This is a genomic window from Arthrobacter sp. UKPF54-2 (assembly GCF_007858535.1).
Taxonomy (GTDB): Bacteria; Actinomycetota; Actinomycetes; order Actinomycetales; family Micrococcaceae; genus Arthrobacter.
On sequence record NZ_CP040174.1, the window covers coordinates 1,281,364 to 1,307,359 of the forward strand.

At 67.9% G+C, this 25,996-nt stretch carries 26 protein-coding genes; 16 read left to right on the forward strand and 10 right to left on the reverse strand.

The window, feature by feature from the left end; all coding sequences use genetic code 11:
• Positions 1-113: 113 nt before the first annotated feature.
• The 5 genes from E7Y32_RS05805 to purB all read right to left on the reverse strand — a co-directional run bounded on the left by E7Y32_RS05805 (position 114) and on the right by purB (position 5,196).
• A complete protein-coding gene (locus tag E7Y32_RS05805; protein WP_261382550.1) occupies positions 114-1,301 on the reverse strand; it encodes an alkaline phosphatase family protein in 1,188 nt (395 codons plus the stop codon).
• Positions 1,302-1,395: 94 nt separating this feature from the next.
• Positions 1,396-1,899, reverse strand: coding sequence for a GNAT family N-acetyltransferase (locus E7Y32_RS05810; RefSeq protein ID WP_146336292.1), 504 nt, complete (start codon positions 1,897-1,899; stop codon positions 1,396-1,398).
• A 116-nt stretch (positions 1,900-2,015) separates the two neighbouring features.
• Entirely contained in the window at positions 2,016-2,684 is a 669-nt protein-coding gene (locus tag E7Y32_RS05815) for a histidine phosphatase family protein (protein ID WP_146336293.1), read from the reverse strand.
• 65 nt (positions 2,685-2,749) lie between these two features.
• Positions 2,750-3,643 carry an endonuclease/exonuclease/phosphatase family protein gene (locus E7Y32_RS05820; protein WP_222433456.1) on the reverse strand — a complete coding sequence of 298 codons (894 nt, stop codon included), beginning with the start codon at positions 3,641-3,643 and terminating at the stop codon, positions 2,750-2,752.
• Positions 3,644-3,753: 110 nt separating this feature from the next.
• Complete coding sequence (gene purB, locus E7Y32_RS05825) at positions 3,754-5,196, reverse strand: adenylosuccinate lyase (protein WP_146336294.1); 1,443 nt, start codon at positions 5,194-5,196, stop codon at positions 3,754-3,756.
• 202 nt (positions 5,197-5,398) lie between these two features.
• Here purB and E7Y32_RS05830 point away from each other — a divergent pair, with 202 nt between their 5' ends.
• Together E7Y32_RS05830 and E7Y32_RS05835 are read left to right on the forward strand one after the other, a co-directional pair.
• Positions 5,399-5,695, forward strand: a complete 297-nt coding sequence (locus tag E7Y32_RS05830) for a hypothetical protein (protein ID WP_146336295.1) — start codon at positions 5,399-5,401, stop codon at positions 5,693-5,695.
• Positions 5,695-7,113, forward strand: coding sequence for a hypothetical protein (locus tag E7Y32_RS05835; RefSeq protein ID WP_146336296.1), 1,419 nt, complete (start codon positions 5,695-5,697; stop codon positions 7,111-7,113). Before E7Y32_RS05830 ends, E7Y32_RS05835 begins: the two co-directional genes overlap by 1 nt.
• A gap of 8 nt (positions 7,114-7,121) precedes the next feature.
• On the opposite strand, the gene E7Y32_RS05840 is transcribed toward E7Y32_RS05835, so the two are convergent.
• Entirely contained in the window at positions 7,122-7,550 is a 429-nt protein-coding gene (locus E7Y32_RS05840; RefSeq protein ID WP_146336297.1) for a phage holin family protein, read from the reverse strand.
• A gap of 59 nt (positions 7,551-7,609) precedes the next feature.
• On the opposite strand from E7Y32_RS05840, the gene E7Y32_RS05845 reads away from it, so the two are divergent.
• From E7Y32_RS05845 to E7Y32_RS05895, 11 genes are all read left to right on the forward strand, one after another.
• Positions 7,610-8,728 (forward strand): histidinol-phosphate transaminase, encoded by a 1,119-nt coding sequence (locus E7Y32_RS05845; RefSeq protein ID WP_186467053.1) that lies wholly within the window; start codon positions 7,610-7,612, stop codon positions 8,726-8,728.
• Between the two features lie 147 nt (positions 8,729-8,875).
• Positions 8,876-10,123, forward strand: a complete 1,248-nt coding sequence (pdhA, locus tag E7Y32_RS05850) for a pyruvate dehydrogenase (acetyl-transferring) E1 component subunit alpha (RefSeq protein WP_146336299.1) — start codon at positions 8,876-8,878, stop codon at positions 10,121-10,123.
• The gene (locus tag E7Y32_RS05855) at positions 10,123-11,103 is read left to right on the forward strand and encodes an alpha-ketoacid dehydrogenase subunit beta (protein WP_146336300.1); all 981 of its coding nucleotides are present in this window, start codon (positions 10,123-10,125) and stop codon (positions 11,101-11,103) included. The genes pdhA and E7Y32_RS05855 overlap by 1 nt, the downstream gene beginning before the upstream one ends.
• 11 nt (positions 11,104-11,114) lie before the next feature.
• Positions 11,115-12,659: a dihydrolipoamide acetyltransferase family protein gene (locus E7Y32_RS05860; RefSeq protein ID WP_146336301.1), complete on the forward strand. Its 1,545-nt coding sequence runs from the start codon at positions 11,115-11,117 to the stop codon at positions 12,657-12,659.
• A 147-nt stretch (positions 12,660-12,806) separates the two neighbouring features.
• Positions 12,807-13,715, forward strand: a complete 909-nt coding sequence (locus E7Y32_RS05865; RefSeq protein WP_146336302.1) for a LysR substrate-binding domain-containing protein — start codon at positions 12,807-12,809, stop codon at positions 13,713-13,715.
• The gene (locus E7Y32_RS05870) at positions 13,705-14,805 is read left to right on the forward strand and encodes a mandelate racemase/muconate lactonizing enzyme family protein (protein ID WP_146336303.1); all 1,101 of its coding nucleotides are present in this window, start codon (positions 13,705-13,707) and stop codon (positions 14,803-14,805) included. The genes E7Y32_RS05865 and E7Y32_RS05870 overlap by 11 nt, the downstream gene beginning before the upstream one ends.
• Positions 14,806-14,858: 53 nt before the next feature.
• Positions 14,859-15,137, forward strand: a complete 279-nt coding sequence (gene catC, locus E7Y32_RS05875) for a muconolactone Delta-isomerase (RefSeq protein WP_146336304.1) — start codon at positions 14,859-14,861, stop codon at positions 15,135-15,137.
• Between the two features lie 173 nt (positions 15,138-15,310).
• A complete protein-coding gene (gene catA / locus E7Y32_RS05880) occupies positions 15,311-16,159 on the forward strand; it encodes a catechol 1,2-dioxygenase (RefSeq protein ID WP_146336305.1) in 849 nt (282 codons plus the stop codon).
• Between the two features lie 164 nt (positions 16,160-16,323).
• Entirely contained in the window at positions 16,324-17,688 is a 1,365-nt protein-coding gene (locus E7Y32_RS05885) for an MFS transporter (protein ID WP_222433457.1), read from the forward strand.
• 109 nt (positions 17,689-17,797) lie between these two features.
• Positions 17,798-18,571 carry a 1,6-dihydroxycyclohexa-2,4-diene-1-carboxylate dehydrogenase gene (locus tag E7Y32_RS05890; protein WP_146336306.1) on the forward strand — a complete coding sequence of 258 codons (774 nt, stop codon included), beginning with the start codon at positions 17,798-17,800 and terminating at the stop codon, positions 18,569-18,571.
• Positions 18,572-18,610: 39 nt separating this feature from the next.
• Positions 18,611-19,183, forward strand: coding sequence for a flavin reductase family protein (locus tag E7Y32_RS05895; protein WP_146336307.1), 573 nt, complete (start codon positions 18,611-18,613; stop codon positions 19,181-19,183).
• A gap of 17 nt (positions 19,184-19,200) precedes the next feature.
• On the opposite strand, the gene E7Y32_RS05900 is transcribed toward E7Y32_RS05895, so the two are convergent.
• On the reverse strand, positions 19,201-19,539 hold the full coding sequence (locus E7Y32_RS05900) for a hypothetical protein (RefSeq protein ID WP_146336308.1): 339 nt from the start codon (positions 19,537-19,539) through the stop codon (positions 19,201-19,203).
• Between the two features lie 228 nt (positions 19,540-19,767).
• Between E7Y32_RS05900 and E7Y32_RS05905 the strand changes: the two genes are divergently transcribed.
• Positions 19,768-21,369: an AMP-binding protein gene (locus E7Y32_RS05905; protein WP_146336309.1), complete on the forward strand. Its 1,602-nt coding sequence runs from the start codon at positions 19,768-19,770 to the stop codon at positions 21,367-21,369.
• A gap of 19 nt (positions 21,370-21,388) precedes the next feature.
• Here E7Y32_RS05905 and E7Y32_RS05910 read toward each other — a convergent pair whose 3' ends face one another.
• From E7Y32_RS05910 to E7Y32_RS05920, 3 genes are all read right to left on the reverse strand, one after another.
• Complete coding sequence (locus tag E7Y32_RS05910; protein WP_146336310.1) at positions 21,389-21,820, reverse strand: universal stress protein; 432 nt, start codon at positions 21,818-21,820, stop codon at positions 21,389-21,391.
• A 64-nt stretch (positions 21,821-21,884) separates the two neighbouring features.
• Positions 21,885-23,177, reverse strand: a complete 1,293-nt coding sequence (locus E7Y32_RS05915) for a PLP-dependent aminotransferase family protein (protein WP_146336311.1) — start codon at positions 23,175-23,177, stop codon at positions 21,885-21,887.
• Positions 23,178-23,302: 125 nt separating this feature from the next.
• Positions 23,303-23,866: an NAD(P)H-dependent oxidoreductase gene (locus E7Y32_RS05920; RefSeq protein WP_146336312.1), complete on the reverse strand. Its 564-nt coding sequence runs from the start codon at positions 23,864-23,866 to the stop codon at positions 23,303-23,305.
• Between the two features lie 124 nt (positions 23,867-23,990).
• On the opposite strand from E7Y32_RS05920, the gene E7Y32_RS05925 reads away from it, so the two are divergent.
• Together E7Y32_RS05925 and E7Y32_RS05930 are read left to right on the forward strand one after the other, a co-directional pair.
• Positions 23,991-24,638 carry a TetR/AcrR family transcriptional regulator gene (locus tag E7Y32_RS05925; protein ID WP_395940441.1) on the forward strand — a complete coding sequence of 216 codons (648 nt, stop codon included), beginning with the start codon at positions 23,991-23,993 and terminating at the stop codon, positions 24,636-24,638.
• Between the two features lie 369 nt (positions 24,639-25,007).
• The gene (locus E7Y32_RS05930; protein WP_146336314.1) at positions 25,008-25,994 is read left to right on the forward strand and encodes an ABC transporter permease; all 987 of its coding nucleotides are present in this window, start codon (positions 25,008-25,010) and stop codon (positions 25,992-25,994) included.
• The last annotated feature ends 2 nt before the right edge of the window (positions 25,995-25,996 follow it).

A 25,996-nucleotide genomic window follows, 5' to 3' on the forward strand; every position in this document is an offset into this window, starting at 1 on the left:
TAAAATCGTTCGGGCCACGATGTTCGAGTCTGGCCCGCGCGTTGGAACGGTGTGTGCCCGCGGGCTTAACGGGCGTTGAACTCCCGGCGCCGCCCTGGCAGGTCAGGCCAGCGTCAGGACCGGGCGTTGAACACGTCCGTACCGAAGCTCTTCAGGCCCGGTGCCCCGGCGTACCCGAGCCGGGGCAGCGAGAAGATGTCCTCGATGCTGGCCAGCAGGCTGAAGTGGTTGTACGGCGTGTCCGAGGTTGTGCCTCCCCGGGTGAAGGGTGAGAGTACCAAGGCACCGACCCGGCCGCCGGCGGCGCCGCCAGGAATCGCTGCCGAGCCGGTCGTCTGGCCCTCGGTCTCATCGAAGGTGATGACCAGGACGCCGTCCTGCCTGAACGCGGGGGAGTCGATGATGGCCGGGACCTGCTCGCGCAGCCAGCTGTCGCTGGCGGCCAGCCCGCCCGGACTGCCGTCGACGCAAGGGTTGTCGTGCCCGTCATGGCAGAGGTTGGGCGAGATGTAGGCGAGGTTCGGGGTCGTGGCGGCGGACTGCAGATCCCCGGCGAGGGCCGAGAAGTCCACCACATTGCCCTCGCAGTCCGGGGATGAGGTGATCGACGTGAAGTAGACGAAGGGGTTGTGCCGGGTGGCGTACTGATCCCCCGGTTTGGCGCCCTGGTGGTCGTCCTTGGCGCCGGGTTCTGGATGCAAGCAGGGCGTCCCCATGTCCTCCATGTAGCCCTTCCAGGTCTTGCCCGCGGCACTGAGCTGGCCGGCGACGGTGGGGACGGACTCGGGGTAGACGCAGCCGGTGCCCTGCAGCTGTCCCAGCGCGGCCGTCCCGGTCTGGGTGAAGGGTGCATACGTCGGGCAGTCCGCGCGGGTCATCGGATTCGAAGCCTGACCGGAAATCTGGGCAAGGTAGTTCGGGTTGGAGTTGTGCGCGATGCCGTAATACTCCGAGAGCAGCACCCCTTGGGCGCGCAGGGTCCGGGAGAGATACGGAGCCGCGGAGCCCGCCCCCCAGACCTTGTCGTAACCCTTGTTTTCAAGGTTGATGACAAACACGTGGCCGGGTTTACCGGCAGCCTGCGGCCCGCCGGAGGCGGTGGGCGACGTAGGCGCAGAAGACGACGGGGACGACGACGGCGGGGGGCTCGCCGTCGTCGGTGCAGGCGCCGTGGGCGTGCCGCTGCCGGTGGGGCCGGGTGGCTGCGGGGCCGGGATACAGGCCGCGGCCGCGGTAATCAGCGCGCCGGCAAGCAGGAGGCCGGTCATCCGGCGGGCGGGGAGGGCATGGTTCCGGCTCATGCGTTCCGGCTTTCTCTTGACGCGGTGGTCCGTGTCTTAAGCAAAGCCCTTCGCGGCCCCCGGCGACAGCTTCCGGGCGGTATTCACAGGGAGTTCACACCATTGCCGTGCGCGCGGCGCTGTGCGAGTTGATCGCCTTGGCGTAGCAGTACGAGTGTTCCACCCCGACGTAGGGTCCGAAGTTGGGCACGGCAGTGAAGCCTGAACTCTCGTAGAAGTGCCGTCCGTCGGCCTGCACCGACCCCGCCTCCGCAGTCAGGGTGGTGATGCCCAGGGCATGGGCATGTCCTTCCAGCGCCGCCAGGATGGAGCTGGCCACCCCCGAGCCGCGGGTGTACGGCAGCACATACAGCCGTTTGATCTCCGCCGTGCAGTCGTCCAGCAGCCGCAGGCCGCCGCAGCCAACCGGCTGGCCGGAGGCCTTGTCGTGGGCCACCAGAAACACCGCGGTGTCCGTCTCCGACGGCGGCGGTCCGGGCTCGTGGCTGCTGTGGCCGAAGCGGGCGTCCAGTTCGGCCTGCTGGGCTGCCCGCAGGTCGGCGCCCACGGGGTTGGTCCAGGGGACCTGTCGGATGTGGAGCCGCGGGTTGGTCTGCATCGCTGCCTCGATTCGACGAAGGGTTATGCAGACCAAGGCTAGGGAGGCGCGGTTTCGCCGGTGTTTCCGCCGTGTAAGGGCTTCGAGAACTCGGCGGCCCGCGCCCGAAGTGCAGGCTAGGCGGGGCGGCCGGTGGGGTCTTCCGCCGTCGGGTCCGCGAGGGCGAGCCCGCCCACCGGGCTGTCGTCCCAGTGGATCAGCCGCCACCCGGCGTCGGGATCGCCTTCGAGCGCCACGATGCCGGTGTTGGCGAGCACGTGCCGCGCCGCGAACCCGGGATCGACGTTGGCGGCGCGCAGCCCGGCCCAGACCCGGATCGCGGCGCCGTGGCTGACCACGGCCACGGTGGCATCGTCCGCGCCGCTGGAGGCTGCGGCAATCCTCGCGATCGAGTCGTCGTAGCGTTCGAAAAAGTCGTGGCCGCTGGGTCCGGCGGGCATCCGCCGGTCCAGCTCGCCCCCGGCCCAGGCGAACACGGTGCCGAGGTAGCGCAGGTGGGATTCGCGGTCGGTGAGCTTTTCCAAGGCGCCGGCTTCGATTTCCCGCAGCCCGGCGAGCACTTCGATCTCCAAGCCCCGGCTGCCCGCGAGCGGTGTGGCGGTGAGCTGGGTGCGGACCAGGGTGGACGCGTAGAGCAGCTCGATCGGTTCGTTCACCAGGGTACGGGCGAGGGCGGCGGCCTGCCGCTCGCCGAGTTCGGTCAGGCCGGGTCCCGGGTGGGCGGTGTCCAGCTGGCCCAGGACATTGCCGGGGGTCTGCCCGTGGCGGATCAGCAGCAGCCTCATGCCAGCGATCTTACCGGCTGTACATGCCAGCGATTTTACCGGCTGCGCCGGGCGCTGGAGCCCGGTCACTGGAGCCGGACAGTGGCCTGGATGGGCGCGTGGTCGCTGGGGTAGCGGTCGTCCAAGCGGAAGGTGTTGACTGCGGCCTCGGCAACCTGGATGTCGGGCGTCACCGCGATCCAGTCGATCCGGCTCTCGCCGATGACCGGGTCCTTGTAGTTCGGGAACGTGCCGTACTCCGGGGTCAGCCGCTGCTGCGCGGCGGTCCAGGAGTCCCGGAAAGCGCCGCTGCCCACCAGGGTGCTGTACGCCCCGGAGGCGCCGGCGTCGGCGTTGAAGTCCCCCATCAGGACGGTCGGCAGCCCGGGCTCGCGCGTGGCATGCTCGATGATGGCCTCGGCGCTGCGCAGCTGGGCGTTCTCGGACTCGTGGTCGAAGTGGGTGTTGACCACCATCAGCTCACGCCCCGTGCAGCTGTCCTCGAACCGGCCCCACGTGGCGATCCGGGTGACGTCGTTGCCCCATGTCGCCGATCCGGGCACCGTGGGCGTGTCCGAGAGCCAGAACTGGTCCCACATGCGCAGCCGCAGGCGGCGGGAGTCGTAGAAGATGCAGGAGTGCTCGCCCCGGCGGCCGCCCTCGCGGCCGTGGCCGATCATCCGGTAGTGCTCCGGTAAGGCCTCTTCGATCACGGCCAGCTGGTGCTCCAGGCCCTCCTGGATGCCCAGGACTTCCGGGAGTTCCTCGGCCAGCACGGCCTGCAGCGCCGGGACGCGCTCGGGCCAGTAGTCGGCCTGCCCCGGCAGCGTCGCCGCAATGTCGCAGCGGATGTTGAAGCTCATCAGGCTCAGGGCAGCTGCGTCCGCTACAGCTGCGTCCGCTACGGCTGCGTCCGCTGCTGTGCCGGCGCCGGGCTCGGCCAGGACAGTCCGTGCAGTCGACTCGGTGTCGCTCGGCAAGGGGGTCTCCTCGTGTCGGTAACAGTCCCAGCTTCCCGGTGGAAGCTGGCCAGTCCTCGACGGCCGCGTAAACGGCGGCCTGCCGGAAGGTTAACTCGGGGCAAGCAAGGCTAGGCCAGGTGGTCGACCAGCTTGTCGGCGATGCCGGTGTACTTGCCGGGGGTCAGGGCCAGCAGCCGGGCCTCGGCGTCGGCGGACAGGCCCAGCCCCTGGACGAACTCCTGCATCCGGGCGGCGTCCACGCGCTGGCCGCGGGTCAGGTCCTTGAGCCGCTCGTAAGGGTTCTCCATGCCTTCGACGCCGGCGATCGCCTCTGCGCGCATCACCATCTGGATCGCCTCGCCGAGGACCTCCCAGTTGGTGTCCAGATCCTTCGCCAGCACGTCCTCGGCGACGTCGAGGCGGTCCAGGCCCTTGGCCACGTTGGAGATGGCCAGCAGGGAGTGGCCGAACGCGACGCCGATGTTGCGCTGCGAGGAGGAATCGGTGAGGTCGCGCTGCCAGCGGGAGGTGACCAAGGTAGAGCCCAGCACGTCCAGCAGCCCGGAGGAGATCTCCAGGTTGGCCTCGGCGTTCTCAAAGCGGATCGGGTTGACCTTGTGCGGCATCGTGGAAGAGCCGGTGGCGCCGGCCACCGGGATCTGCGCGAAGTAGCCGATCGAGATGTAGCTCCAGATGTCGGTGCAGACATTGTGCAGGATCCGGTTGAAGCGCGCGACGTCGGCGTACAGCTCGGCCTGCCAGTCGTGGCTTTCGATCTGCGTGGTCAGCGGGTTCCAGTCCAGGCCCAGGGACTCGACGAAACTCCGGGCCACCTGCTCCCAGTCGGCGCCCGGCACCGAGGCCACGTGCGCGGCGTAGGTGCCGGTGGCCCCGTTGATCTTGCCGAGGTATTCGGTCCGGGCGATGCGGTCCAGCTGGCGGGTCAGCCGGTGCGCGATGACGGCGAGCTCCTTGCCCAGCGTCGTGGGCGTGGCGGGCTGGCCGTGGGTGCGGGAGAGCATCGGCACCGCGCGGTTGGCCTCGGCCATGGCGCTGATCTGGGCGACGAGCTTGCGCGCCGCGGGCAGCCAGACGTGCTCCACGGCGCCCTTCACGCCGAGCGCGTAGGAGAGGTTGTTGATGTCCTCGGAGGTGCAGCCGAAGTGCACCATGGCGGTCAGGTGCTCGATCCCGATGCCGGGCAGCCGCCGGCCGATGTAGTACTCCACGGCCTTGACGTCGTGCACGGTGACGGCCTCGATGTCGGCCAGCTCGGCGACCGACGCGGCGTCGAACTCGGTCACGATGGCGCGCAACTGCGCCTGCTGCTCCGGGCTCAGCGGGCCGGCGCCCGGCAGCACGCTGTTGCTGGTCAGGTGGATCAGCCATTCAACCTCGACGGCGACCCGGTCGCGGTTGAGGGCAGCCTCGGAGAGGTAGTCCACCAGCGGCGCGACGGCGGGCTGGTAGCGGCCGTCCAGCGGGCCGAGCGCGATCTGGTGGTCGGACGCGGCGAGGGCCAGGCGTCCGGAGGGCGTGCGGGTCTCAGCTGGGGCGGCAGTTTCAGGCATGGTCCGATTCTTTCACGAAGTGCAGCCGGGCCTTAAGCGCGCGGGTGCGTATGACATCCCGGCCGCGGCCGGCGTACCAGGACCCGCGGTGCGGGTCGCGGTCCGCCGGGTTTTCCACATAACCACCCCGGCCGGTTCCGGCCCCCCGCCGGGGTCCCTAGCGTGGGAATCCGGAACGGGAACGTGGAAGGGAGCTTCAGCCATGAGCGGCACGTTGACGGCGGCCGACGCGGCGGCCTGCGCCTCACGCAGCTATGAGGTCCAGCAGTTGGCGGCCAGGGTGGCGTCCTGCGCGGAGCAGGCCGGCGCCGTGCTTGCCGGGCTGGGCCGGCTTGAATTGCAGGACTGGCAATCTCCCGCGGGCCGGGCCTACCGCACCACGCTGTCGCTGCAGGCAGCGTCGCTGCGGCGCGCCCGGGACGCCCTCGCGGATGCGCAGGCGGTGGTGCTGCGCCACGCCCAGAACGTGACACTCTCCTCCGGACAGCCGGGCTACTGATGGCGGAGGTAACTCCTTCGGGCGCCGGCGAGGTTCCGCGCCCGTCGGCGCCGGCCCCCGACGGGATGCTGCGCATCCGCGGCGGGGTAGGCGGCCTCAGCTTCCAGTTCGAGGAGCTGCTGGCGGGCGCGGCTGCCCTGGACGCCGTGGTGCGCCGGCTCTATGCCGTTGAAGGTGACGCCGACGGCATCCGGCGGTCGCTTTTTCAGTACCAGACCGATTCCTACCACAGCGGGAGCGAGGCCATCATCGCCGTCGGGGAGGCGGGCCGGGACGTCGGCCGGGTCCGGGCCGAGCTGGAACACATCGCCGCCCAGGTCCGGGCCAGCCACCGCGAGTACGAGTTCACCGAGGCCCGCAACGCGCTGCTGCTCCGGATGGGTCTCAGCGGCCCGGAGTACGGCTCCGGCCCGGCGCCTTTCGAGCTCCCGGGCGTGCGGGACCAGGTCGAACACGGGGTGGCTGAGGCTCCACGCGGCCTCGCCCTGCTGCTGGGACTGACTTTTCCGCTGGCGGGGACCGTCGGGGTGCTCAGCGGCCCCACCGACGTCCGCCGCGCCGTGCGGGACCTGGCCGCGGCGCCCGGGCTGGAATTCCTGAAACCGAGGCCGGTCAGGGTTGTCGGCAGCGAAACGTTTGCCGCGGACGTGGATGTCTCGCCGGCGGGCCTGCTGCGCCGGGCCGAGGCGGTGGGCCGGACCAGTGGCGACATCGAGGTCATCCGGGTCGACGGCGGCAGCGCACGCGCCTGGGTGGTCATCATTCCGGGCACGCAGCTCGGCGGCCTGCCGGAGGGAACGAACCCCTTCGACACGGCCGGCATCGCCGAGGCGCTCGGCTACGACTCGGAGGCAACCAACGCGGCCATTCGGCAGGCGCTGCGGGAGGCGGGCGCGGAAGCGGGGGAGCAGCTCGCCGTGGTGGGCTACAGCCAGGGCGGCATCCACGCCATGAACCTTAGCCGGGACAAAGCTTTCCTGGCCGAGTTCGACCTCAGGTTCGTGCTGACCGCAGGTTCCCCGGTGGGTGGCATCAGCCCCGAACCCGGGATCGGCAGCCTGCACCTGGAGCACCGGCACGACTGGGTGCCGGGAGCCGACGGGCTGGCCAACGCGGACACCAAGGACCGTGCGACCGTGACCCTGACCAATGACCTGGCGCTTCCGCCGCTGCAAGACTTCCGGCTGGGCCCCGGCCATCGGCTGGAAAACTACGCGGCCGGGGCGGAAGCCGTCTCGGTCAGCAGGGACCCCTCGCTGCAGGCTTCCACCGCAGCGCTCGCGGCGGTGGTCGGGGCCGGGGGTGCCTCGACGGTCACGAGGTTCTCGCTGCGGCGCGAGGCGCTGGCCCCGCAGGGCGTTCCCACGGCGCCGGGCCCGGACCGCAAGAAGCCCGTACCGCTCGGCATGGCCGTGTAGGGCGGCGGTCAGCGCCGGCGGCCGCCCGGGAGCCTGCCGGCGACCAGGGACACGACGGTGATGATGATGGCGGCGAACACCGCCGTCCAGAAGAAGGAGTCGATGGTGAAATGTACCGGTGTGTAGGAGCTCAGCCATGAGGTGAGGTACAGCATGGCGGCGTTGATGACGATCGTGAACAGGCCCAGCGTGAGGATGGTGATCGGCAGCGACAGCAGACTGACCAGCGGCTTGACGAGGGCGTTGACCAGGCCGAAGATCAGCCCGATGAACAGGTACGCCAGGATGATTCCGATCGTGTCCGTGCCCTGCGTGACGCCGCTGTTGGCCACGGCCCCGGTGGTGGCGGTGGTGGAGATATCCATCCCGGGAAGGATCCAGCTGGCGATCCAAAGGGCCAGTGCATTAACGATGACCCGCACGAAGAGTGAGCGCATGGCCCCATGCTGTCACATCCCCGGGCCTCCCGGCAGGAGGTCGAAGTAGGCTAGGTGGCATGACTTCATCAGAGAACCAGGCCGGCGGGATCCGCCCGCGGCCGGTGGTAGACCTCCTTCCCCGTTACGCGGCCGGCAAGCCCCCGGTCCCGGTCGAGGGGCTCGTGAGCTATAAGCTGTCCTCCAACGAGAACCCCCTGCCCCCGATTCCTGCAGTGCAGCAGGCCATTGCGGCGCAGACCGACTTCAACCGCTATCCGGACCCGCTCAGCAGCAAACTGCGAGGCGAGCTGGCCGGCTTCCTGGACGTCCCGGCCGAGGACATCGTTACCGGCGCGGGCAGCCTCGGGGCCCTCAACCAGCTGCTGGCCACCTTCGCCGGCCAGAACGATGACGGCAAGGCCGACGAGGTCATCTACGCGTGGCGGTCCTTCGAGGCCTACCCCATCAGCGTGGGCCTCGCCGGCGCGCAGAGCGTGCAGATTCCCCTGACGGCGGAGGGCCGGCACGACCTGGACGCCATGGCTGCCGCGGTGACGGCGCGCACCCGGATGATCCTGCTCTGCACCCCGAACAACCCCACCGGCCCCATCCTCACCACGGAGGAGACCGAGCGGTTCCTCCAGACAGTGCCCTCGGACATTGTGGTGGTCATCGACGAGGCCTACCAGGAGTTTGTCCGGGCCCAGGACGCCGTGGACGGCATCGAGATGTACCGCAAGTACCCCAACGTGGTGGTGCTGCGGACCTTCTCCAAGGCGCACGGCCTGGCCGGGCTGCGCGTGGGCTACAGCGTCTCCCAGCCGGAGCTCACCCAGCACCTGCGGGTCACCGCCACACCGTTCGCAGTTTCCCAGATCGCCGAGGCGGCGGCGGTGACCTCGCTCCAGCACTTCGGCGAGGTTGTAGAAAGGGTACAAAGCCTAGTCGACGAACGGGACCGCGTGACGGCCGGACTGCGCGACCTTGGGTGGTTCGTACCTGACGCCCAGGGCAACTTCGTCTGGTTGAATCTGGGCAGCAACAGCGCGGAATTCGCCGCACTGGCAGGAGAGCGGGCCCTCTCCGTCCGGGCCTTCGGCAACGAGGGCGTGCGCGTGAGCATCGGTGAACCCGAGGCCAACACCCGGTTCCTCGAATTGTGTGCGATCTATACAAAACCCCCGCAGCGTTCCTAGCGCTTAACATGAAGCCCGCCGGGAACCCGCTGCCGATAAAGTAGGGGACGAGTTAGCCAAATATATGCCGGACCAGGAATGTATTCCTTGCCCCGTATATATCCCAACGATTGCGGCGCATTCGGATGCGGCAGGCAAGGAGACGGTATGGGCGCCACACATCTGCCCTCTACCGAGTTCGACGGAACCGGCGTGGACGACCAGCGGGAGGCGCAGGCCGAAGCCGTGTTGGGCGATCCCGCGGTCCCCATGGTCCAGCTGCTGAGCCCGGACGGAACCCTGGGCACCGATCCGGTGTTCTCCGAATACGCGGCCCGGCTGGACGCCGAAAAGCTCCGCGGGTTCTATGCCGACATGGCGAAAATCCGCCGCTTTGACGTCGAGGCCACGGCCCTGCAGCGGCAAGGCCAGCTGGCGCTGTGGGTCCCGCTGACCGGCCAGGAAGCGGCGCAGATCGGCTCCGGCCGGGCGAGCCAGCCGCAGGACTACATTTTCCCCACTTACCGGGAACACGGCGTCGCGCTCACCCGCAACGTGGACCTGGCCGAACTGCTGCGCCAGTTCCGCGGCGTATCCAACGGCGGCTGGAATCCCAAGGAGACCAACTTCCACCTGTACACCCTGGTCCTGGCCGCCCAGACCCCGCACGCCGTCGGCTACGCGATGGGCATCCAGCGCGACCAGAAGCGCGCCGCAGCCCAGGCGGCAGCCGCGGGGTCCGCCGCCGGGACGCAGGATCCGAAGGCCGCCGTCATGGTCTACTTCGGCGACGGCGCCAGCTCCGAGGGCGATGTGCACGAGTCCATGGTGTTCGCCTCCTCCTACAACGCCCCCGTGGTGTTCTTCTGCCAGAACAACCACTGGGCCATCTCCGTGCCCACTACCGTGCAGACCCGCATCCCGCTCTCCCACCGTGCCAAGGGCTACGGCTTCCCCGGCATCCGGGTGGACGGCAACGACGTGATCGCGGTCCACGCCGTCACCGAATGGGCCCTCGAACGCGCCCGCGAAGGCAAGAGCCCGGTCCTGATCGAGGCCTTCACCTACCGCGTCGGCGCGCACACCACTGCGGATGACCCCACGAAGTACCGCGGCTCCGAGGAGGAAGAGCGGTGGCGGGCGAAGGACCCGCTGGAACGGCTCGAGAAGTACCTCCGCGCCGAGGGCCTTGCCGACGACGCCTTCTTCGACCAGGTCAAGGCCGACGGCGACGAGCTCGCCGCCTACGTCCGCAAGACCACCCACGACCTGGAAACCCCGGACATCCGGACGGCGTTCGCCAACACCTACGCCCAGGCGCACCCGCTGGTGGCCGAAGAGCTGGCCTGGTTCGAGGAGTACAGTGCCGGTTTCGCCGACGAGGCGGAGCCTGCCGACACGGAGGCGGCCAACTGATGACCACCATGACCATTGCCAAGGCCATCAACGAGGGCCTCCGGGCCTCGCTGGCCGGCAACCCCCGCACCCTGCTGATGGGCGAGGACATCGGCCCGCTGGGCGGCGTCTACCGCGTCACGGACGGCCTGATCGGGGAGTTCGGCGCCGACCGCGTCGTCGACACCCCGCTGGCCGAGTCCGGCATCATCGGCACCGCCATCGGCCTGGCGCTGAGCGGCTACCTGCCGGTCTGCGAAATCCAGTTCGACGGCTTTGTGTTCCCGGGCTTCAACCAGATCACCACGCAGCTGGCCAAGATGCATTCGCGCAGCAACGGCAACCTCACCGTCCCCGTTGTCATCCGGATCCCGTACGGCGGCGGTATCGGCTCGATCGAACACCACTCCGAGTCTCCGGAAGCGCTGTTCGCCCACACCGCCGGGCTGCGGATCATCACCCCGTCCAACCCGCACGACGCCTACTGGATGATCCAGCAGGCCATCGACTGCCTGGACCCGGTGATCGTCTTCGAACCGAAGCGGCGCTACTGGCTCAAGGGCGAGGTGGACACCACCTCCCCGGGGCAGTCCGCGGACCCGTTCCAGGCCCACGTCCTGCGCTCCGGAACCGACGCCACCGTTGTGGCATACGGCCCGCTGGTGCCGGTGGCCCTCGCCGCCGCCTCCGCCGCCGCCGAGGACGGCCACAGCGTGGAAGTGATCGACCTGCGCTCCATCTCGCCGATCGACTTCGACACCGTCACCGACTCGGTCCGGAAGACCGGCCGGCTGATCGTGGCGCACGAGGCGCCGACCTTCGGCGGCATCGGCGGCGAGATCGCCGCCCGCGTCAGCGAGCGGGCCTTCCACTCGCTCGAGGCCCCGGTCATGCGCGTCGGCGGCTTCCACATGCCCTACCCGGTGGCCAAGGTGGAGGAAGACTACCTCCCCGACATCGACCGCATCCTTGAGGCGCTGGAACGCGCCCTCGCCTACTGACGGGGATCCCCATGACCGTGAACAAGTTCAACCTTCCCGACGTCGGCGAGGGCCTGACCGAGGCCGAAATCGTCTCGTGGAAGGTCAAGGCCGGCGACACCGTGGCCGTCAACGACGTGCTGTGCGAGATCGAAACGGCCAAGTCCCTTGTGGAGCTCCCGTCCCCGTACGCCGGGACCGTCACCGAGCTGCTGGTCCCCGAGGGGGTGACGGTCGACGTCGGGACGCCGATCATCAGCGTCTCCGACGCCGCGGCGGAGACCGCCCCGGCCCCCGCGCCGGCCGACGCTCCTGCTGTGCCAGAAGCGCCCATGTACGGCACGCTCGAGCCGCAGACCTCCGACGCCGGCGGACCCCCGGCCGGCGGCCCGCTGGTCGGTTCCGGCCCCAAGGCCGACGCCGTCAAGCGCCGACGCCGGATCACCGCGCCCGCTGTTCCGGCAGCCGCCGCCCCGGCGCCCGCGCCGGCCCCTGCATCCGCCCCGGCGCCCGCGCCGGCCCCTGCATCCGCCCCGGCGCCCGCCGTCGAACCCGTCGAGGCGCACGACATCTGGATCAGCCCGGAGGCTGTCGCCAGGGCCGAGCGTCCCGCTCCCGCAGCAGCCGGGGCCGTCGACCCGCGCCCCACGCTCGGCGGCGCCATCACCGGACTGGTAAGCCGTGTCCTGGCCAAGCCCCCGGTCCGGAAGTTCGCCCGCGACCTCGGCATCGATCTGGCCGACGTTGTACCCACCGGCGCGCGCGGCGAGGTGACCCGCGAGGACCTCGTCAGCTACCAGGCCCAGCGCGACGCCGAGCTGGACCAGGCGGATTCGTTCTGGGGCAAGACCGGCCGGCCCCAGGAGCAGCGGATCGAGCGCATCCCGGTCAAGGGCGTGCGCAAGGCCACCGCCCGGGCCATGGTGGAGTCTGCCTTCGCGGCCCCGCACGTGAGCATTTTCGTGGACGTCGATGCCAGCCGCACCATGGAGTTCGTCAAGCGGCTCAAGGCCTCCCGCGACTTCGAGGGCATCAAGGTCTCGCCGTTGCTGATCCTCGCCAAGGCGGTCATCTGGGCCGCGGCGCGCAACCCCAGTGTCAACGCGAGCTGGGTGGATGCCGAGGACGGCAGCGACTCGGCCGAGATCCACGTCAAGCACTTTATGAACCTGGGCATCGCCGCCGCGACCCCGCGCGGCCTGATGGTGCCGAACATCAAGAACGCCCAGGACCTCTCGCTCAAGGAGCTCGCGCTGGCCCTGAACGAGCTCGCCACCACGGCGCGGGCGGGCAAGACCCAGCCGGCGCAGATGCAGGGCGGCACCCTCACGGTCACGAATATCGGCGCCCTGGGCATCGACACGGGCACGCCGATCATCAACCCCGGCGAGGTGGCGATCGTGGCCTTCGGAACGATCAAGCAGAAGCCCTGGGTCCTGGACGGCGAGGTGATCCCGCGCTGGATTACCACCCTCGGCGGGTCCTTCGACCACCGGGTGGTGGACGGGGACCTCTCGGCGCGCTTTATGGCCGACGTCGCGTCCATCCTGGAAGAGCCCGCCCTGCTGCTGGACTGAGCTCCGGCGCGGGCAGGGCCCTCGCCCGGTCTTTGATATGCAAAACGTCCCAAAAGTCTCCAAATAGATATTTCCCCTTACTAAGTGGTCCTCCTAAGCTGATCTGAGCACGGCATTTGGCCTGCTCCGAGCTGCCCGGGAGCTTCAATGGAGACGCGTCACCTCAGGTACTTCATCGCTGTCGCCGAGGAGCGCCATTTCGGCCGCGCAGCCAAGCGACTGCACATGGCCCAGCCTCCGCTGTCCCAGCAGATCCGCCAGCTCGAGGAACAGCTCGGGACGCCCTTGCTGCAGCGCACCACCCGCAAGGTCGACCTCACCCCTGCCGGCCAGGTCCTCCTGGACAGGGGCCGGCTGCTGCTGCAGGAACTGGAGTCTCTCGAAGAGGACGTCAAGCAGGTCGGTGCCGGAGCCACCGGCGTGATCCGCGTGGGCTTCACCGGGACCGCAACCTACCGGCTGATGCCCAGTATCGTGCAGGCGGCCCGGCGCGCCCTTCCCGGCCTCCGGATTACCGTCCAGGGCGAGATGCTGACACCGCAAATGGAGTCCGCCCTGGAGGACGGGCGGATCGACGCCGCTGTCCTGCGACCGCCGGTCCGTTCCGGAAACCTTGCGCTCAAACTGCTGGAACAGGATCAGCTGGTCGCCGCACTTCCCGCCGATTCGCCCCTCGCCGATACGGGGATCCTCGAACTGGCGGACCTCGCCGGCCAGGATTTCATTGGCTATCCCGGCTCCTCCGCCGTCAGCAGCATCGTGGTGGACGCCTGCCGCAAAGCCGGGTTTCAGCCCCGGCTGGTCCAGGAAGCGAGGGAGACCTCTACCCTGCTCTCGCTCGTTGCCGCCGGAATGGGGATCGCACTGGTGCCAATGACGTCCAGAATGTTCTCCTTCCAGGGCGTGGTGTTCCGCCCGCTGCGCAATCCCCCGCCGGTCGACCTCGCCGTCGCCTGGAACCGGAGCACCGAAACACCCCTCCTGCATAGTTTCCTGCAACTCTTCGACTCCCCGCAGCCCGTCGCTGCCGCAAAGGAACTCCGCCGTGAAAATTGAACGCATTGAGGCCATCCCGTACTCGATTCCCTACGCGCGCCCGCTGAAGTTCGCCAGTGGTGAGGTGACCTCCGCGGAGCACGTGCTGCTCCGGATCTACACCGATACCGGCATCTGTGGCGTCGCGGACACTCCGCCGCGGCCGTACACCTACGGCGAAACGCAGGATTCGATCGTCTCGGTGGTGACCAAAGTCTTTGCCCCTCAGCTGATCGGACTGGATCCGTTGGACCGCTCGAAGGTCCGGCAGCTGCTCCGGCGCACGGTCAATAACCCCACGGCTAAGGGCGCCCTGGACATTGCGCTCTGGGATGTCATCGGAATCTCCCTGGGCACGCCGGTGCACAAACTGCTGGGCGGCTTCACGGACAGCATGCGGGTGTCCCACATGCTGGGCTTCAAGCCCGCTGCGGAGCTCCTCGAGGAAGCGCTGCGGTTCCGTGAAACCTACGGCATTAACACGTTCAAGCTGAAGACCGGACGGCGGCCGCTCTCCCTCGACGTCGAGGCCTGCCATGTCCTGCGGGAGGGGCTCGGGACGGATACCGAGATCTACCTCGATGCCAACCGCGGCTGGACAGCGAATGAGGCCATGGAGGTCCTCCGCCGGACCGAGGGCCTCGGCCTGTCCATGCTGGAGGAACCGTGCGACGCCGGAGAGGCCCTGGGCCGCCGCCGGCTCGTCCAGAACTCGAGCATCCCGATCGTTGGCGACGAAAGCGTCCCCACCCTTGGGGACGTATCCCGGGAGCTGCTTTCCGGTGGAAGCAACGCAATTTGCATCAAGACCGCGCGTAGCGGTTTCACCGAAGCCCAGCAGATCCTCGGGCTCTGTGAGGGGCTCGGCGTGGACGTCACCATGGGCAACCAGATCGACACCCAGGTCGGCAGCCTCGCCACGGTTACCTTCGGAGCTGCATTCGAGGCCACCTCCCGGCGTGCCGGGGAACTCTCGAACTACCTGGACATGACGGACGACCTTCTCGCCGAACCGCTGAAGATCGCCGACGGCGCCATCCGCGTCCGTGAGGTTCCCGGCGTCGGCGCGGCCATCGACGCCGACAAACTGCGGAAGTACCGCCGGGACTAGCCCGTCCTGCCCGCATCCTTCCCTCCGATTTCCAAGACCCCAAGGAGAACCACATGCTGTACCTGGTCCGCATGGACGTCAACATCCCCCTGGACATGCCCAAGGAGCGCGCCGACGCCATCAAGGCGGAGGAGCGGGAGTACTCCCAGCGGCTTCAGCGAGACGGACGCTGGGCTCATTTGTGGCGGGTCGTGGGCGAGTACTCCAATTACTCGGTGTTCGACGTCGCGGACAACGACGAGTTGCACACCCTGCTCTCCGGACTGCCGCTCTTCCCGTTCATGGACATCAAGGTGACGCCTCTCGCCAAGCATCCGTCCGCCATCGAATAGGCACCCCCGGATTCATATCCGCAAGCTTTCAATGAAAGCGAAATAGGTATTTCCCCTCGATCAATTCCGGGCCTACCGTGGAAATGACACCGCATGTGATGCACCGCACTGCGCGCCGTCCGGCGACCATCGACATCCGCTCTACCCCTCAGTTCTTTGACAAAGGAGTCATCATGACAACCGAAACCGAAGCCACAGCAGCCTCCTCCGGCGCGGGGGCAACCGCCCGCTTCCGCGAGAACAAGCACATCGCAGCCAGCACCAGCCAGGAGCGCGTCAGCGCCCTTGCCGGCCGGCTGGTCAAGGCTGTCAACGATATTGTCCTCGACGAGAAGGTCACGTACGACGAATACAACGCCTTCAAGGCCTGGCTCATCCAGGTTGGCGAGGACGGCGAATGGCCGCTGTTCCTGGACGTCTGGGTGGAGCACTCCGTCGAGGAGGTCGCCAACGCCAACCGCCACGGCTCCAAGGGCACCATCGAGGGACCGTACTACGTCCCGAACGCCCCCTCGCTCAGTAGCCCCGCAACTCTGCCAATGCGCGACGACGAGCCCGGTACCCCGTTGCTGTTCCAGGGCCAGGTCACGAACGTCGCGGGGGAACCGCTCGCCGGGGCACTGATTGAACTCTGGCACGCCGATGACCTTGGCTTCTACTCCCAATTCGCTCCCGGTCTGCCGGAATGGAACCTCCGCGGCTCCATCACCGCCGACGCCCAGGGCAACTTCCAGATCAACACCATGCAGCCCGCTCCGTACCAGATCCCCACCGACGGCGCCTGCGGCGCGCTCATCGCCGCGGCCGGTTGGCACGCGTGGCGGCCCGCCCACCTGCACCTGAAGGTCTCCGCCCCCGGGCACCAGCTCATCACCACCCAGCTCTACTTCGAAGGCGACGAGCACGTTGCCGACGATATCGCCTCGGCCGTGAAGCCTGAACTCGTCCTCGCGCCCACCGAGCGGGCTGACGGCAAGGGCCGCGAAGTCACGTACAACTTCGTGCTCGACCCCCAGGACTAGGCGCCTTCGCCACCCCCGGGGCCGGAGTCTTCCTGCCCCGGGGGATCGCTCCAAAATTTCACTCCCAACACCGCCGTGCTGCCCCCTGCCCAAAATGCAGTGGCCGCAGCCGCGCGGATCCCAGATCAACCGGATCAGAACATTCACACGAAAGCGAGTTACCGGTGACAAAAACCGCCTATAACGTCCAGGACGTTATCGACAACACGCCCATGGGATTCAAACGATGGTCCATCGTCGTCCTCTGTTTCGTGATCGCATTGCTGGACGGATTCGACACGCAGTCCATTGCCTTCATCGGTCCGGCAATAGCCGAAGACTTTGGTTTGCAGGCCACGGACATGACGTGGGTAATCACGGCCAGCACCGTTGGCATGTGCGTGGGCGCCATGTCGCTCGGTACGTTCGGCGACCGGATCGGTCGTAAGAAAACCATCCTGCTCGCCCTGGCACTTTTTGGCGTGTTTTCCCTTGCTGGTGCCTTCGCTCAATCGCTGGAACAGATTGTCATTCTGCGCTTCCTCATTGGCCTGGGCATGGGCGGCGCCACGCCCGCCCTGCTGGCTTTGACGGCAGAGTACAGCCCCAAATCCCGACGCGGGACGTTCATGACATTGGTGCTCCTGGGCCTGCCTGGCGGTGCGCTGCTCGGCGGCCTTGTGGCGGCGGCCTGGCTCCCCGTCTTGGGCTGGCGCGGAATATTCCTGGCCGGAGGCGTGCTGCCCTTGGCCATGGTCTTGATCTGCCTGAGGATGCTCTCCGAGTCGCCCGTTTTCCTGGCAGCCAAGGGCACGCCCGCAGCCGACGCAGCGGCGCGTCGGATCATGGCGTCGGTCTCCGGCCGCCCGGTCAGCCCGGACGCCTTGCTGACGACAAATGACAAAGCCGAGGAACGCAGTTCCATCGCGGCACTCTTCTCAATCAGGTACCGGATGGTTACCATCGCAGTCTTTGCCACCTACCTGCTCAACTGGATCGCGTGGTTCCTGCTGCTGCTGTGGATGCCCACCGCACTCAAGATGTTGGGGCTGGCAGGCTCCCAGGCCGCCATGGGGACCGTGACCGTCAACGGCGCGTTCATCCTCTTTGCCATCCCGCTGTCCATAATCCTGCCCAAGGTGAACCCAAGGAAGCTGCTGCTGGTCATGTTTGGCGCGGGGATCGTCATCGCGATCGGGCTCGGATTGGCCGGCTCCAATTTTGCGCTGGTGTTCGTGTTGATCGGGCTCGCCGGCTTCGGCATTGGCGGCCAGCAGTTGGCCCTGAATTACCTGATCGCCAACGCCTACCCCACTCAACTTCGTGCCACAGCTACGGGCTGGGGAATCGGCATTGGCCGTCTTGGTTCCATCGTGGGCTCCGCCCTTGGCGGGGTCATCCTTACGGGACTGGGCGTCTCCGGATACTTCATGGCTCTCGCTGTTCCGCTGGTCCTCGCCGGACTGGCCACTCTCCTGGTGCGGAGCAAGGCTGTCGAGGCCGATCCTGCACCGACGGCGACGCCACTGGAACGTGAAGCCGTCAGCTAGCGCGGCAGGAGACAGACAGGCAGGGCCCGCCGCCGCGGTATCAAGACCCGCGGGGCGGGCGCCTGCCAGCCATGAATCGGCTACAACTGACAAGCAAGGACACACAGGAATGCGTTTTACCAACAAGGTTGTCGTAGTGACAGGGGCCGCCCAAGGGATTGGCGCCGTCGTCGCACGGAAGATTGCCGCCGAGGGCGGCAGCGTGGTCCTGGCGGACCGGTCGGAGCTGGTCACGGAGGTGTGTGCCGAGCTGGCTGCCGGTGGAGTTCCCGTCCGGTATTTCCTTTGCAATCTGGAAACATATGCGGGCGCCGCTGACCTGATGGCCTACGCGCTGGCGGAGTTTGGGCGGATTGACATCCTGATCAACAATGTTGGCGGCACGATCTGGGCCAAGCCCTACGAGCACTATCAGGAGGACGAAATCGAGGCCGAAGTGCGGCGCTCCCTGTTCCCGACGCTGTGGTGCTGCCGTGCCGTGCTGCCGCATATGGTCGAGCGGGCGGCCGGGGTCATCGTGAACGTCTCCTCGATCGCCACGCGCAGCATCAACCGCGTGCCGTACGCGGCGGCAAAGGGCGGGGTCAACGCGCTGACCGCCTCGCTGGCGTTCGAAGCTGCCTCACACGGGATCCGCGTAGTGGCGACGGCACCCGGCGGCACAGCGGCCCCGCCGCGAAAGATACCCCGGAATCCCAACGAGCAGTCGGAACAAGAAGCGATGTGGTATCAGCAGATCGTCGACCAGACCACCGAAAGCACTTTGTTCAAGCGGTACGGCACGCTCGACGAGCAAGCCGACCCGATCTTGTTCATGGCCTCTGACGACGCCAGTTACATCACGGGGGTTGTCCTGCCGGTGGGCGGAGGAGACCTCGGATAACTCTGCCCGGTCCGAACACACAGCAGGAAGGAGACGACGATGACGCGAGACGTCATGGGAGGCATCGAAAACCGGGAACTGTGCCAGGTATTCGGCAGTTTCGCCACCGGTGTCACTGTGGTTACCACCCGCACATCCGATGGCATTCCGCACGGGGCAACCGTCACCGCCTTCGCAGCCGTGTCCCTCGACCCGCCGCTGGCGCAAGTCACGCTGACCCGGGCCTCGCGCGCGGCAGGCTACCTGGAGGGTGCCCCGTTCGCCGTAAACATCCTCTCCCTCGAACAAATTGATGCTGCCCGGCACTTTGCCGGCAGCGTCGCTGACACGGAACCGAAATGGACGTTGGACGGCGACGTCCCTGAGCTGGCCGGGAACGCCGCCACCCTGGTGTGCCGGCCATGGAACATTTACGACGGCGGCGACCACATCATCGTCGTCGGTGAGGTCATCGCCATGGACATCACGGAGCGGGAACCGCTCGTCTCCTTCGGCGGGGCGTTCCACACGATGGGACGCCGCGTTGAAGGAGACCGGTGTGATGCCAACGACTCGGGGTGGTTCGCGGGGTCCGAATCTTTCACGCCGTTCCCGGCACCAAAGTCCCTCTAACTAGGCTTGAACGCTCGCTAGCTCCCGGGGTAGGCCGAGAGCAGTTCCGCCATGCCCGGCGCGCTGCCCCAGCCCGCGGCGGCCGCGGCGGCGGCAAACAGCACGCCGGCCAGGCCGAAACTGGCGGCCGTGACGGTGCCGAGGAACTTCCAGTCCTCGCGCAGGACGCTCCGGACCGTGTCGGGCATCCGCAGGGCGGGGGAGATCAGGTTCGGGGCGCTGTCCACCGATCCGTCATCGAGGTAGGCCACCACCCGGCCGCCCGCGCGGTCCACCCGCATGGTGCTGATGTGGTTTCCGTGCCGGGCCAGCAGGATGTCGTGGCCAACGAGCTGGCGGCGCTGAAGAGCGGGCATGGTGTCTCCCGTGAGAAGGGGGCGGATAGAACTGTCCGCACCGTCGGGGGCACCTCCAATTTTACCGCCGCGCCGCTGCCCCCGGCCGGCAAAACCGGCGTGAGACTGCCCACGGGGGCTGGTGACACCGGTCAAATCTTTGGGATTCCTGTCCCCGGCCCGCGCAGCGGCACTAGAGTGGCACCAGCCGCCGCCGAGCCGGCGGACGCCGATCAAAGGAGATTTTGCGTGTTCTCGAGCCCGTTCCCCGCTGTAGATATCCCCGACGTCAGCCTCTACGAGTACCTCTTCGGTGCTCTGGCGGAGCAGGACCTGGACCGGGTCGCCGTGGTCGACGGCACCAGCGGCGCGGAAACGAGCTACCGCGAGCTGCGCGACCGGATCAACGCCCTCGCCGGCGCCGTCGCCGCCCAGGGCCTCGGCGTCCACGGGGTCGCCGCCATCCTGTGCCCGAACATCCCGGCGTTCACCGTGGTCTTCCACGGCCTGCTCCGCGCCGGAGCCACCGTCACCCCCATCAACTCGCTGTACACGGCGGACGAGATCGAAAAGCAGCTCACCGACGCCGGAGCGACCTGGCTGTTCACGGTGTCCGCCCTGCTGCCCGCCGCCCGCGAGGCCGCCGACCGCGTCGGAATCGGGGCGGAGCGGCTGGTGGTGCTCGACGGCGCCGAGGGCCACCCCTCGCTGACAGATTTGCTCACCGCCGGCGCCCCGGCCCCGGACGTCAGCTTCGATCCGGCCACCCACATCGCCGTGCTGCCCTACTCCTCCGGCACCACCGGCCGACCCAAGGGCGTGATGCTCAGCCACCGGAACCTGGTGGCGAACGTGGAACAGTCGCGCGGGCTGCTCAAGGTCACTCCGGAGGACCGGTTGCTGGCCCTGCTGCCGTTCTTCCACATCTACGGACTGACCGTGCTGCTGAACCTGGCCCTGCGGGAGCGGGCCCGCCTGGTGACTATCCCCAGGTTCGACCTCGCGGAATTCCTGCGGATGATCCAGGACCACAAATGCAGCTACCTCTTCATCGCCCCGCCGGTGGCCGTGGCGCTGTCCAAGCACCCGATGGTGGCGGACTACGACGTCAGCTCCGTCCACACCACGCTCTCCGGCGCGGCGCCGCTGGACGGCGAGCTCGGCGCGCGGCTGGCCGAGCGGCTCGGCTGCCGGGTGCTGCAGGGCTACGGCATGACCGAGATGAGCCCCGTGTCCCACCTGATTCCGGTCGACGCAACGGACGTGCCGGTCAGCTCGGTCGGCTACACGGTGCCCAACATGGAATGCAAGCTGCTCGACCCCGCCACGGGGGAGGAGATCGAGGTCCCCACCGAGGGAACCAGCGCCCCGGGACACCTGCTCTGCCGCGGACCGAACGTGATGCTGGGCTACCTGAACCGGCCCGAGGAAACGGCGGACACGCTGGACGCGGACGGGTTCCTGCACACCGGCGACATCGCCACGGTGCGGGCCGACGGCGTTGTGACGGTGGTGGACCGGCTCAAGGAACTGATCAAGTACAAGGGCTACCAGATTGCGCCGGCCGAGCTCGAAGCGCTGCTGCTGACCCACCCCGGCATCGCGGATGCCGCCGTGATCGGAACGGCCGACGCCGACGGCCAGGAGGTGCCGATGGCGTTCGTTGTGCGCCAGCCGGGCCCCGACGGCGAGGCGCTGGACGAGGGAGCCGTGCAGGACTTTGTGGCCGCCAGGGTGGCGCCGTTCAAGAAGGTCCGGCGCGTCGAGTTCATCGACGCCGTGCCGAAGTCCTCCTCCGGAAAGATCCTGCGCCGGATGCTGAAGACTGCACAGCCGGCGCCGCAGGCCTAGCCCGCGCTCCGCCTAAGCCCTAGTCGGCGGTGTCGGTCTTGGCGATGTAAACGTCGCAGGGGGCGTTGTGGGCCACACTGTTCGCAACGCTCCCCAGCACCCGGCCGAGGCCGCGCATCCGGCGGTTTCCGACCACGATCATTTGCGCGCCGGAACGCTCCGCCTCCTGGATCAGGGCCTCCGCCGGCTTGCCCCGGGCGGCGGCGTAGGTGACGTTGATCTCCGCCGTGCGCAGGCTCTCCGCGACCGACTTGGCGACCTTCTCGGCGTCGTCGGCGTCGGAAACGATCCACCGGTCGCTGCCGCTGCTGAACACTTCGGTGCGGTCGCTGTCGAAGGCGCTTACCACGTGCAGCGTGGCACCCAGGGAGGCCGCCAGGTCCCGGGCGGTGTGGGCTGCCTTCAGGGCAGTTTCACTGCCGTCGACGCCGACAACGATGATTCCGGTCATGGGGACTCCTCTGATCAAGCGAAACTAGGGTCAGGCACGGTTCGGGCCACAGCAATGCTTCAGGCTACAACGCCGCGACGGCTTCCCCCAGCACCGGCGCCAGACGCCGGACACCTTCTTCGATGGCGTCGGGAGGGACCGCGCTGTACGCCAGCCGCAGTTTGTTGGACGGCTCATCCGAGGGGGTGAAGGCCGCCCCCGGAATAAAGACGACGCCGGCGTCGATGGCCTTCTGCAGCAGCGGATAGGTGTCGACGCCCTCGGGCAGGGTCACCCAGACGAAGAAACCGCCCTCCGGCCGCGTCCAGCTCAGCCCCTCCGGCATGTACTTTTCCAGGGCGGCGAGCATCGCCTCGCAGCGCTCCTGGTAGAGCCCGCGGTAGGTGGCGATCTGCCCGCGCCAGTCGTAGTCCCGCAGGTACGCGGAGACCAGCATCTGGTTGAGGGTCGGCGGGCACAGGGTGACGGCCTCCGAGGCCAGGTAGTAGCGGCGCTGCAGGTGCGCCGGGACCAGGGCCCAGCCGATCCGCAAGCCCGGGGCGAAGATCTTGGAGAAGGAACCCATGTAGATCACGTCGTCCGGGTTGCCGGCCCGCAACGGGGTCAGCGGCTCGCCGTCAAAGCGCAACAGCCCGTAGGGGTTGTCCTCCAGAATGAGAATATTCGCATTGCGGCATATATCCACGATCTGCTGGCGGCGCTCGGCGGCCAGCGTGATGCCGGACGGGTTGTTGAAGCTCGGGATGGTGTAGAGGAACTTGATGTTTTTGCCCGCGGTCTGCAGGGCGGCGATCTTGGCCTCCAGGAGGTCCGGAACGATGCCGTCCTCGTCCATCGGCACGGTGCCGACATCCACCTGGTACGCCTCGAAGGTGTTCAGCGCCCCGACGTAGGTGGGATCCTCGACCAGCACCACGTCGCCCGGGTCGCAGAAGACCTTGGTGGCCACGTCCTGGGCGGACTGGGAGCCGGCGGTGATGACGATGTTTTCGGGCTTCGCGTCGAGGATGCCCTCGGCCGCCATCACCTCGCAGATCTGCGTGCGCAGCTCCTCGGTACCCTGCCCGCCGCCGTACTGCAGGGCGGTGAGGCCCTGTTCGGCGATAATCTTCGCGGCGGACTGGCCGAGGCGCTCAAGGGGGAGTGACTGCAAGTAGGGGCTGCCGCCGGCCAGCGACACGAGGCCGGGGCGCAGGGAAATGTCAAAGACGTCCCGGACGGCGGATTGCTTGATGTTTGCTGCGCGCTCCGAGAAAAGCCTCTCGTGGCGGTGGGCGGACGTAGCCGCGCGTTCGATTGCGTCAATTGCCTCGGCCGGGAGAAGCTCTGCGGCGGCATCAAGTGTTTCGTGGCTCACAGTCCTAGGATACAGGGCCGCGTTGTCAGTGGGAAAACTTTTGTTCACAAAGCGGCCTGTAGGCCTCCGGATACAGGACACCCCCGGCGATGGGACCGCCGGGGGTGACTGGTGTGCGGTGCGGACTACGCCGCTTCGGTGCCGCGGGCCTCTTCAAGGGCGGCGAAGACGCCCTTGATCTGCTCCACGACCTCGGCGTCGTCCTTCGGGTGGATCTCCGCGAAGCGGACCATGGAGCCGGGAACGGCGAGCTTCACGTCCTCCAGGACCTGAGCGCCGGCGATGCCGACGGCCTTGCGGGCCTCGTCCTGGGCCCAGACGCCGCCATACTGGCCGAAGGCGGTGCCGACGACGGCGGTGGGCTTGCCGCTGAGGGCGCCGGCGCCGAACGGGCGGGACAGCCAGTCGATGGCGTTCTTCAGCGGCGCGGGCACGGTGCCGTTGTACTCCGGGGTGACCAGCAGCAGGGTGTCTGCATCGTTGGCGGCGGCACGCAGGGCGGCTGCGGCGGCGGGAACCTGGCCCTCGACGTCGATGTCCTCGTTGTAGAACGGGATGTTGCCGAGGCTGTCGTGGATAACGACATCCACCTGCTCGGGGGCGTGGAGCTGGATCGCCTCGGCGAGCTGGGCGTTGGTGGAGCCGGCGCGCAGGCTGCCGACCAGGGTGAGAACGGTGTTGGTGCTCATGTGAACTCCTTGTATCGCGCCGCGGAGGTTCCGGCGGCTGGATGATCGCGGAGGCCTTGGGGGCCTTCATCCATCTAAACGGACTGCGGTCCGTTTATTATTCCCCGGCGCTACAATGGGCGCTGTGAGCTTGATCCCAATCCGCCCCGGCGCGCACGCGGGCCCGCCCGACGCCCCGGGCGGCCAGTCGTCGCCGCGCGCGGCCGAGTCGGAGCGCCGGGATGCCGCCCGCAACCGTGAGCTGCTGCTCCGGGCCGCCCGCGAACTCATCGAGGAGTGCGGGGCGGACGGCCTCACCATGGCCACCCTCGCCCAGCGGGCGGGGGTCGGCAAGGGGACCGTGTTCCGCAGGTTCGGCAGCCGGGCGGGGCTGATGATGACCCTGCTCAGTGACGCCGAGGCCAAGTTCCAGGGCAGGTTTATGTTCGGCCCGCCGCCCCTGGGCCCCGGCGCCCCGGCCCTCGAGCGGCTGGTGGCCTTCGGCGCCGAACGCATCGGCTGGGTGCTGGAATACGGCGAGCTCGCCCGCGCCGCGGACGTGTCCGCCTACAACCGCTTTGACGTGCCCGCCGCCGTCCTCTGGCACCGCCACCTGGAGCTGCTCTTGCGCCAGGCAGGGGTGACCGCCGACCCCTGGCTGATGGCCGGTGCCCTGAGCGTGACACTCGAGCCGGAGCGCATCCTGCATTCGGTCCGGGTCCATGGGGTGGCGCCGGCCCGGCTGGTAGAGTCCTGGCGGGAGCTGGCCACCCGCGTGGTCAAAGGCGCGTAGGCTAACCGATCGGATCTCCGGCTGCCAAGTCAAATCTATTCAAATGAGTTATTCATAACGATCTGGTAGTGGGTATCCCGTTTCGTTCCCTTTCGCGCGGTAGCCCGCGAATCCTTTGTGATAGTTTCCTCTGGAATGTGACCCGCAACATAGTCCACAAGGACTCGCCGAAAGGCCTGCGGGGGGCCAGGCACCCGCTGGCCGTGATCCCGGATCGGCAGCGGAAACCCCTCTGCCATATGGGGGGGGACAACGGAAGGATCCATGCTGTGAATCTCGTCAAGACTCCTGCGCCCGGCGCGGCGGAACAGCCCGCCCCGGCACCGGCGGGCACCTTAAAGACACCGGCGATCCAGAACTAGTCGTCCCATGCTCCGATATCTCGCCAAACGTGCCCTCACGTACGTCTTTATGATCTTCCTGACCACCACGGCAGGGTACTTCCTGGCCGTGAACACTCTGCAGCCCGCGCTGCTGGAGCAGGAGCGGATTCCGCGGCCCACCCCCGAGCAGGTGGTCAATTCCTTCCGGCTCAAGGGCCTCGACCCTGAGCTCAGCCCGTGGGAACGTTACGTCGACTGGCTCACGGCGATCGTCACCCGCTGGGACTGGGGACGCAGCCCCAACGGCGCGTTCATCAACGCCGAATTCGGTGACCGTGTCTGGATCTCCACCCGGCTGTTCCTCGCCTCCATCATCCTGACCCTGATCATCGGCGTCGCCCTGGGCGTCTACACCGCGGCCCGGCAGTACAAGGCCTCGGACCGGGTCATCACGTCCTACAGCTACCTGGTCCACATCGTGCCCGCGCCGATCGCCTACTTCCTGGTGCAGCTCGGTGCCATCAACATCAACGAGACGGTCGGCGAACGCATCTTCTTCGTCACCGGCATCTCCACCCCCGGGATGGAGGGCAACGGCTGGGCGCAGTTCATCGACATGCTGGCCCACTACGCGGTGCCGACCTTCGCCATCACCATCGTGGGCTGGGGGACCTACCAGATTGCGCAGCGCCAATACCTGCTGGACAACGTCAACGCCGACTTTGTCCGCACCGCCCGCGCCAAGGGCCTGACCCGCAACCAGGCCATCACCCGGCACGCCCTGCGGGTGTCCTTCATCCCGGTCGCGCAAAGCATCGCCTTCACCATCCCGGCGATCTTCGCCGGCGGTTTCTTCGCGGAGAAGATCTTCGCCTGGCACGGCGTCGGCTCCTGGAGCATCGACGCGATCGCCCTGCAGGACGTCAACGCCGCGACGGCGACCCTCGCCTACGGCTCCGTAATCTTCGCGGTCGGTGCGATCCTCGCGGACTTCGCCACCACGCTGGTCGACCCGAGAGTGCGGGTGCAGTAACC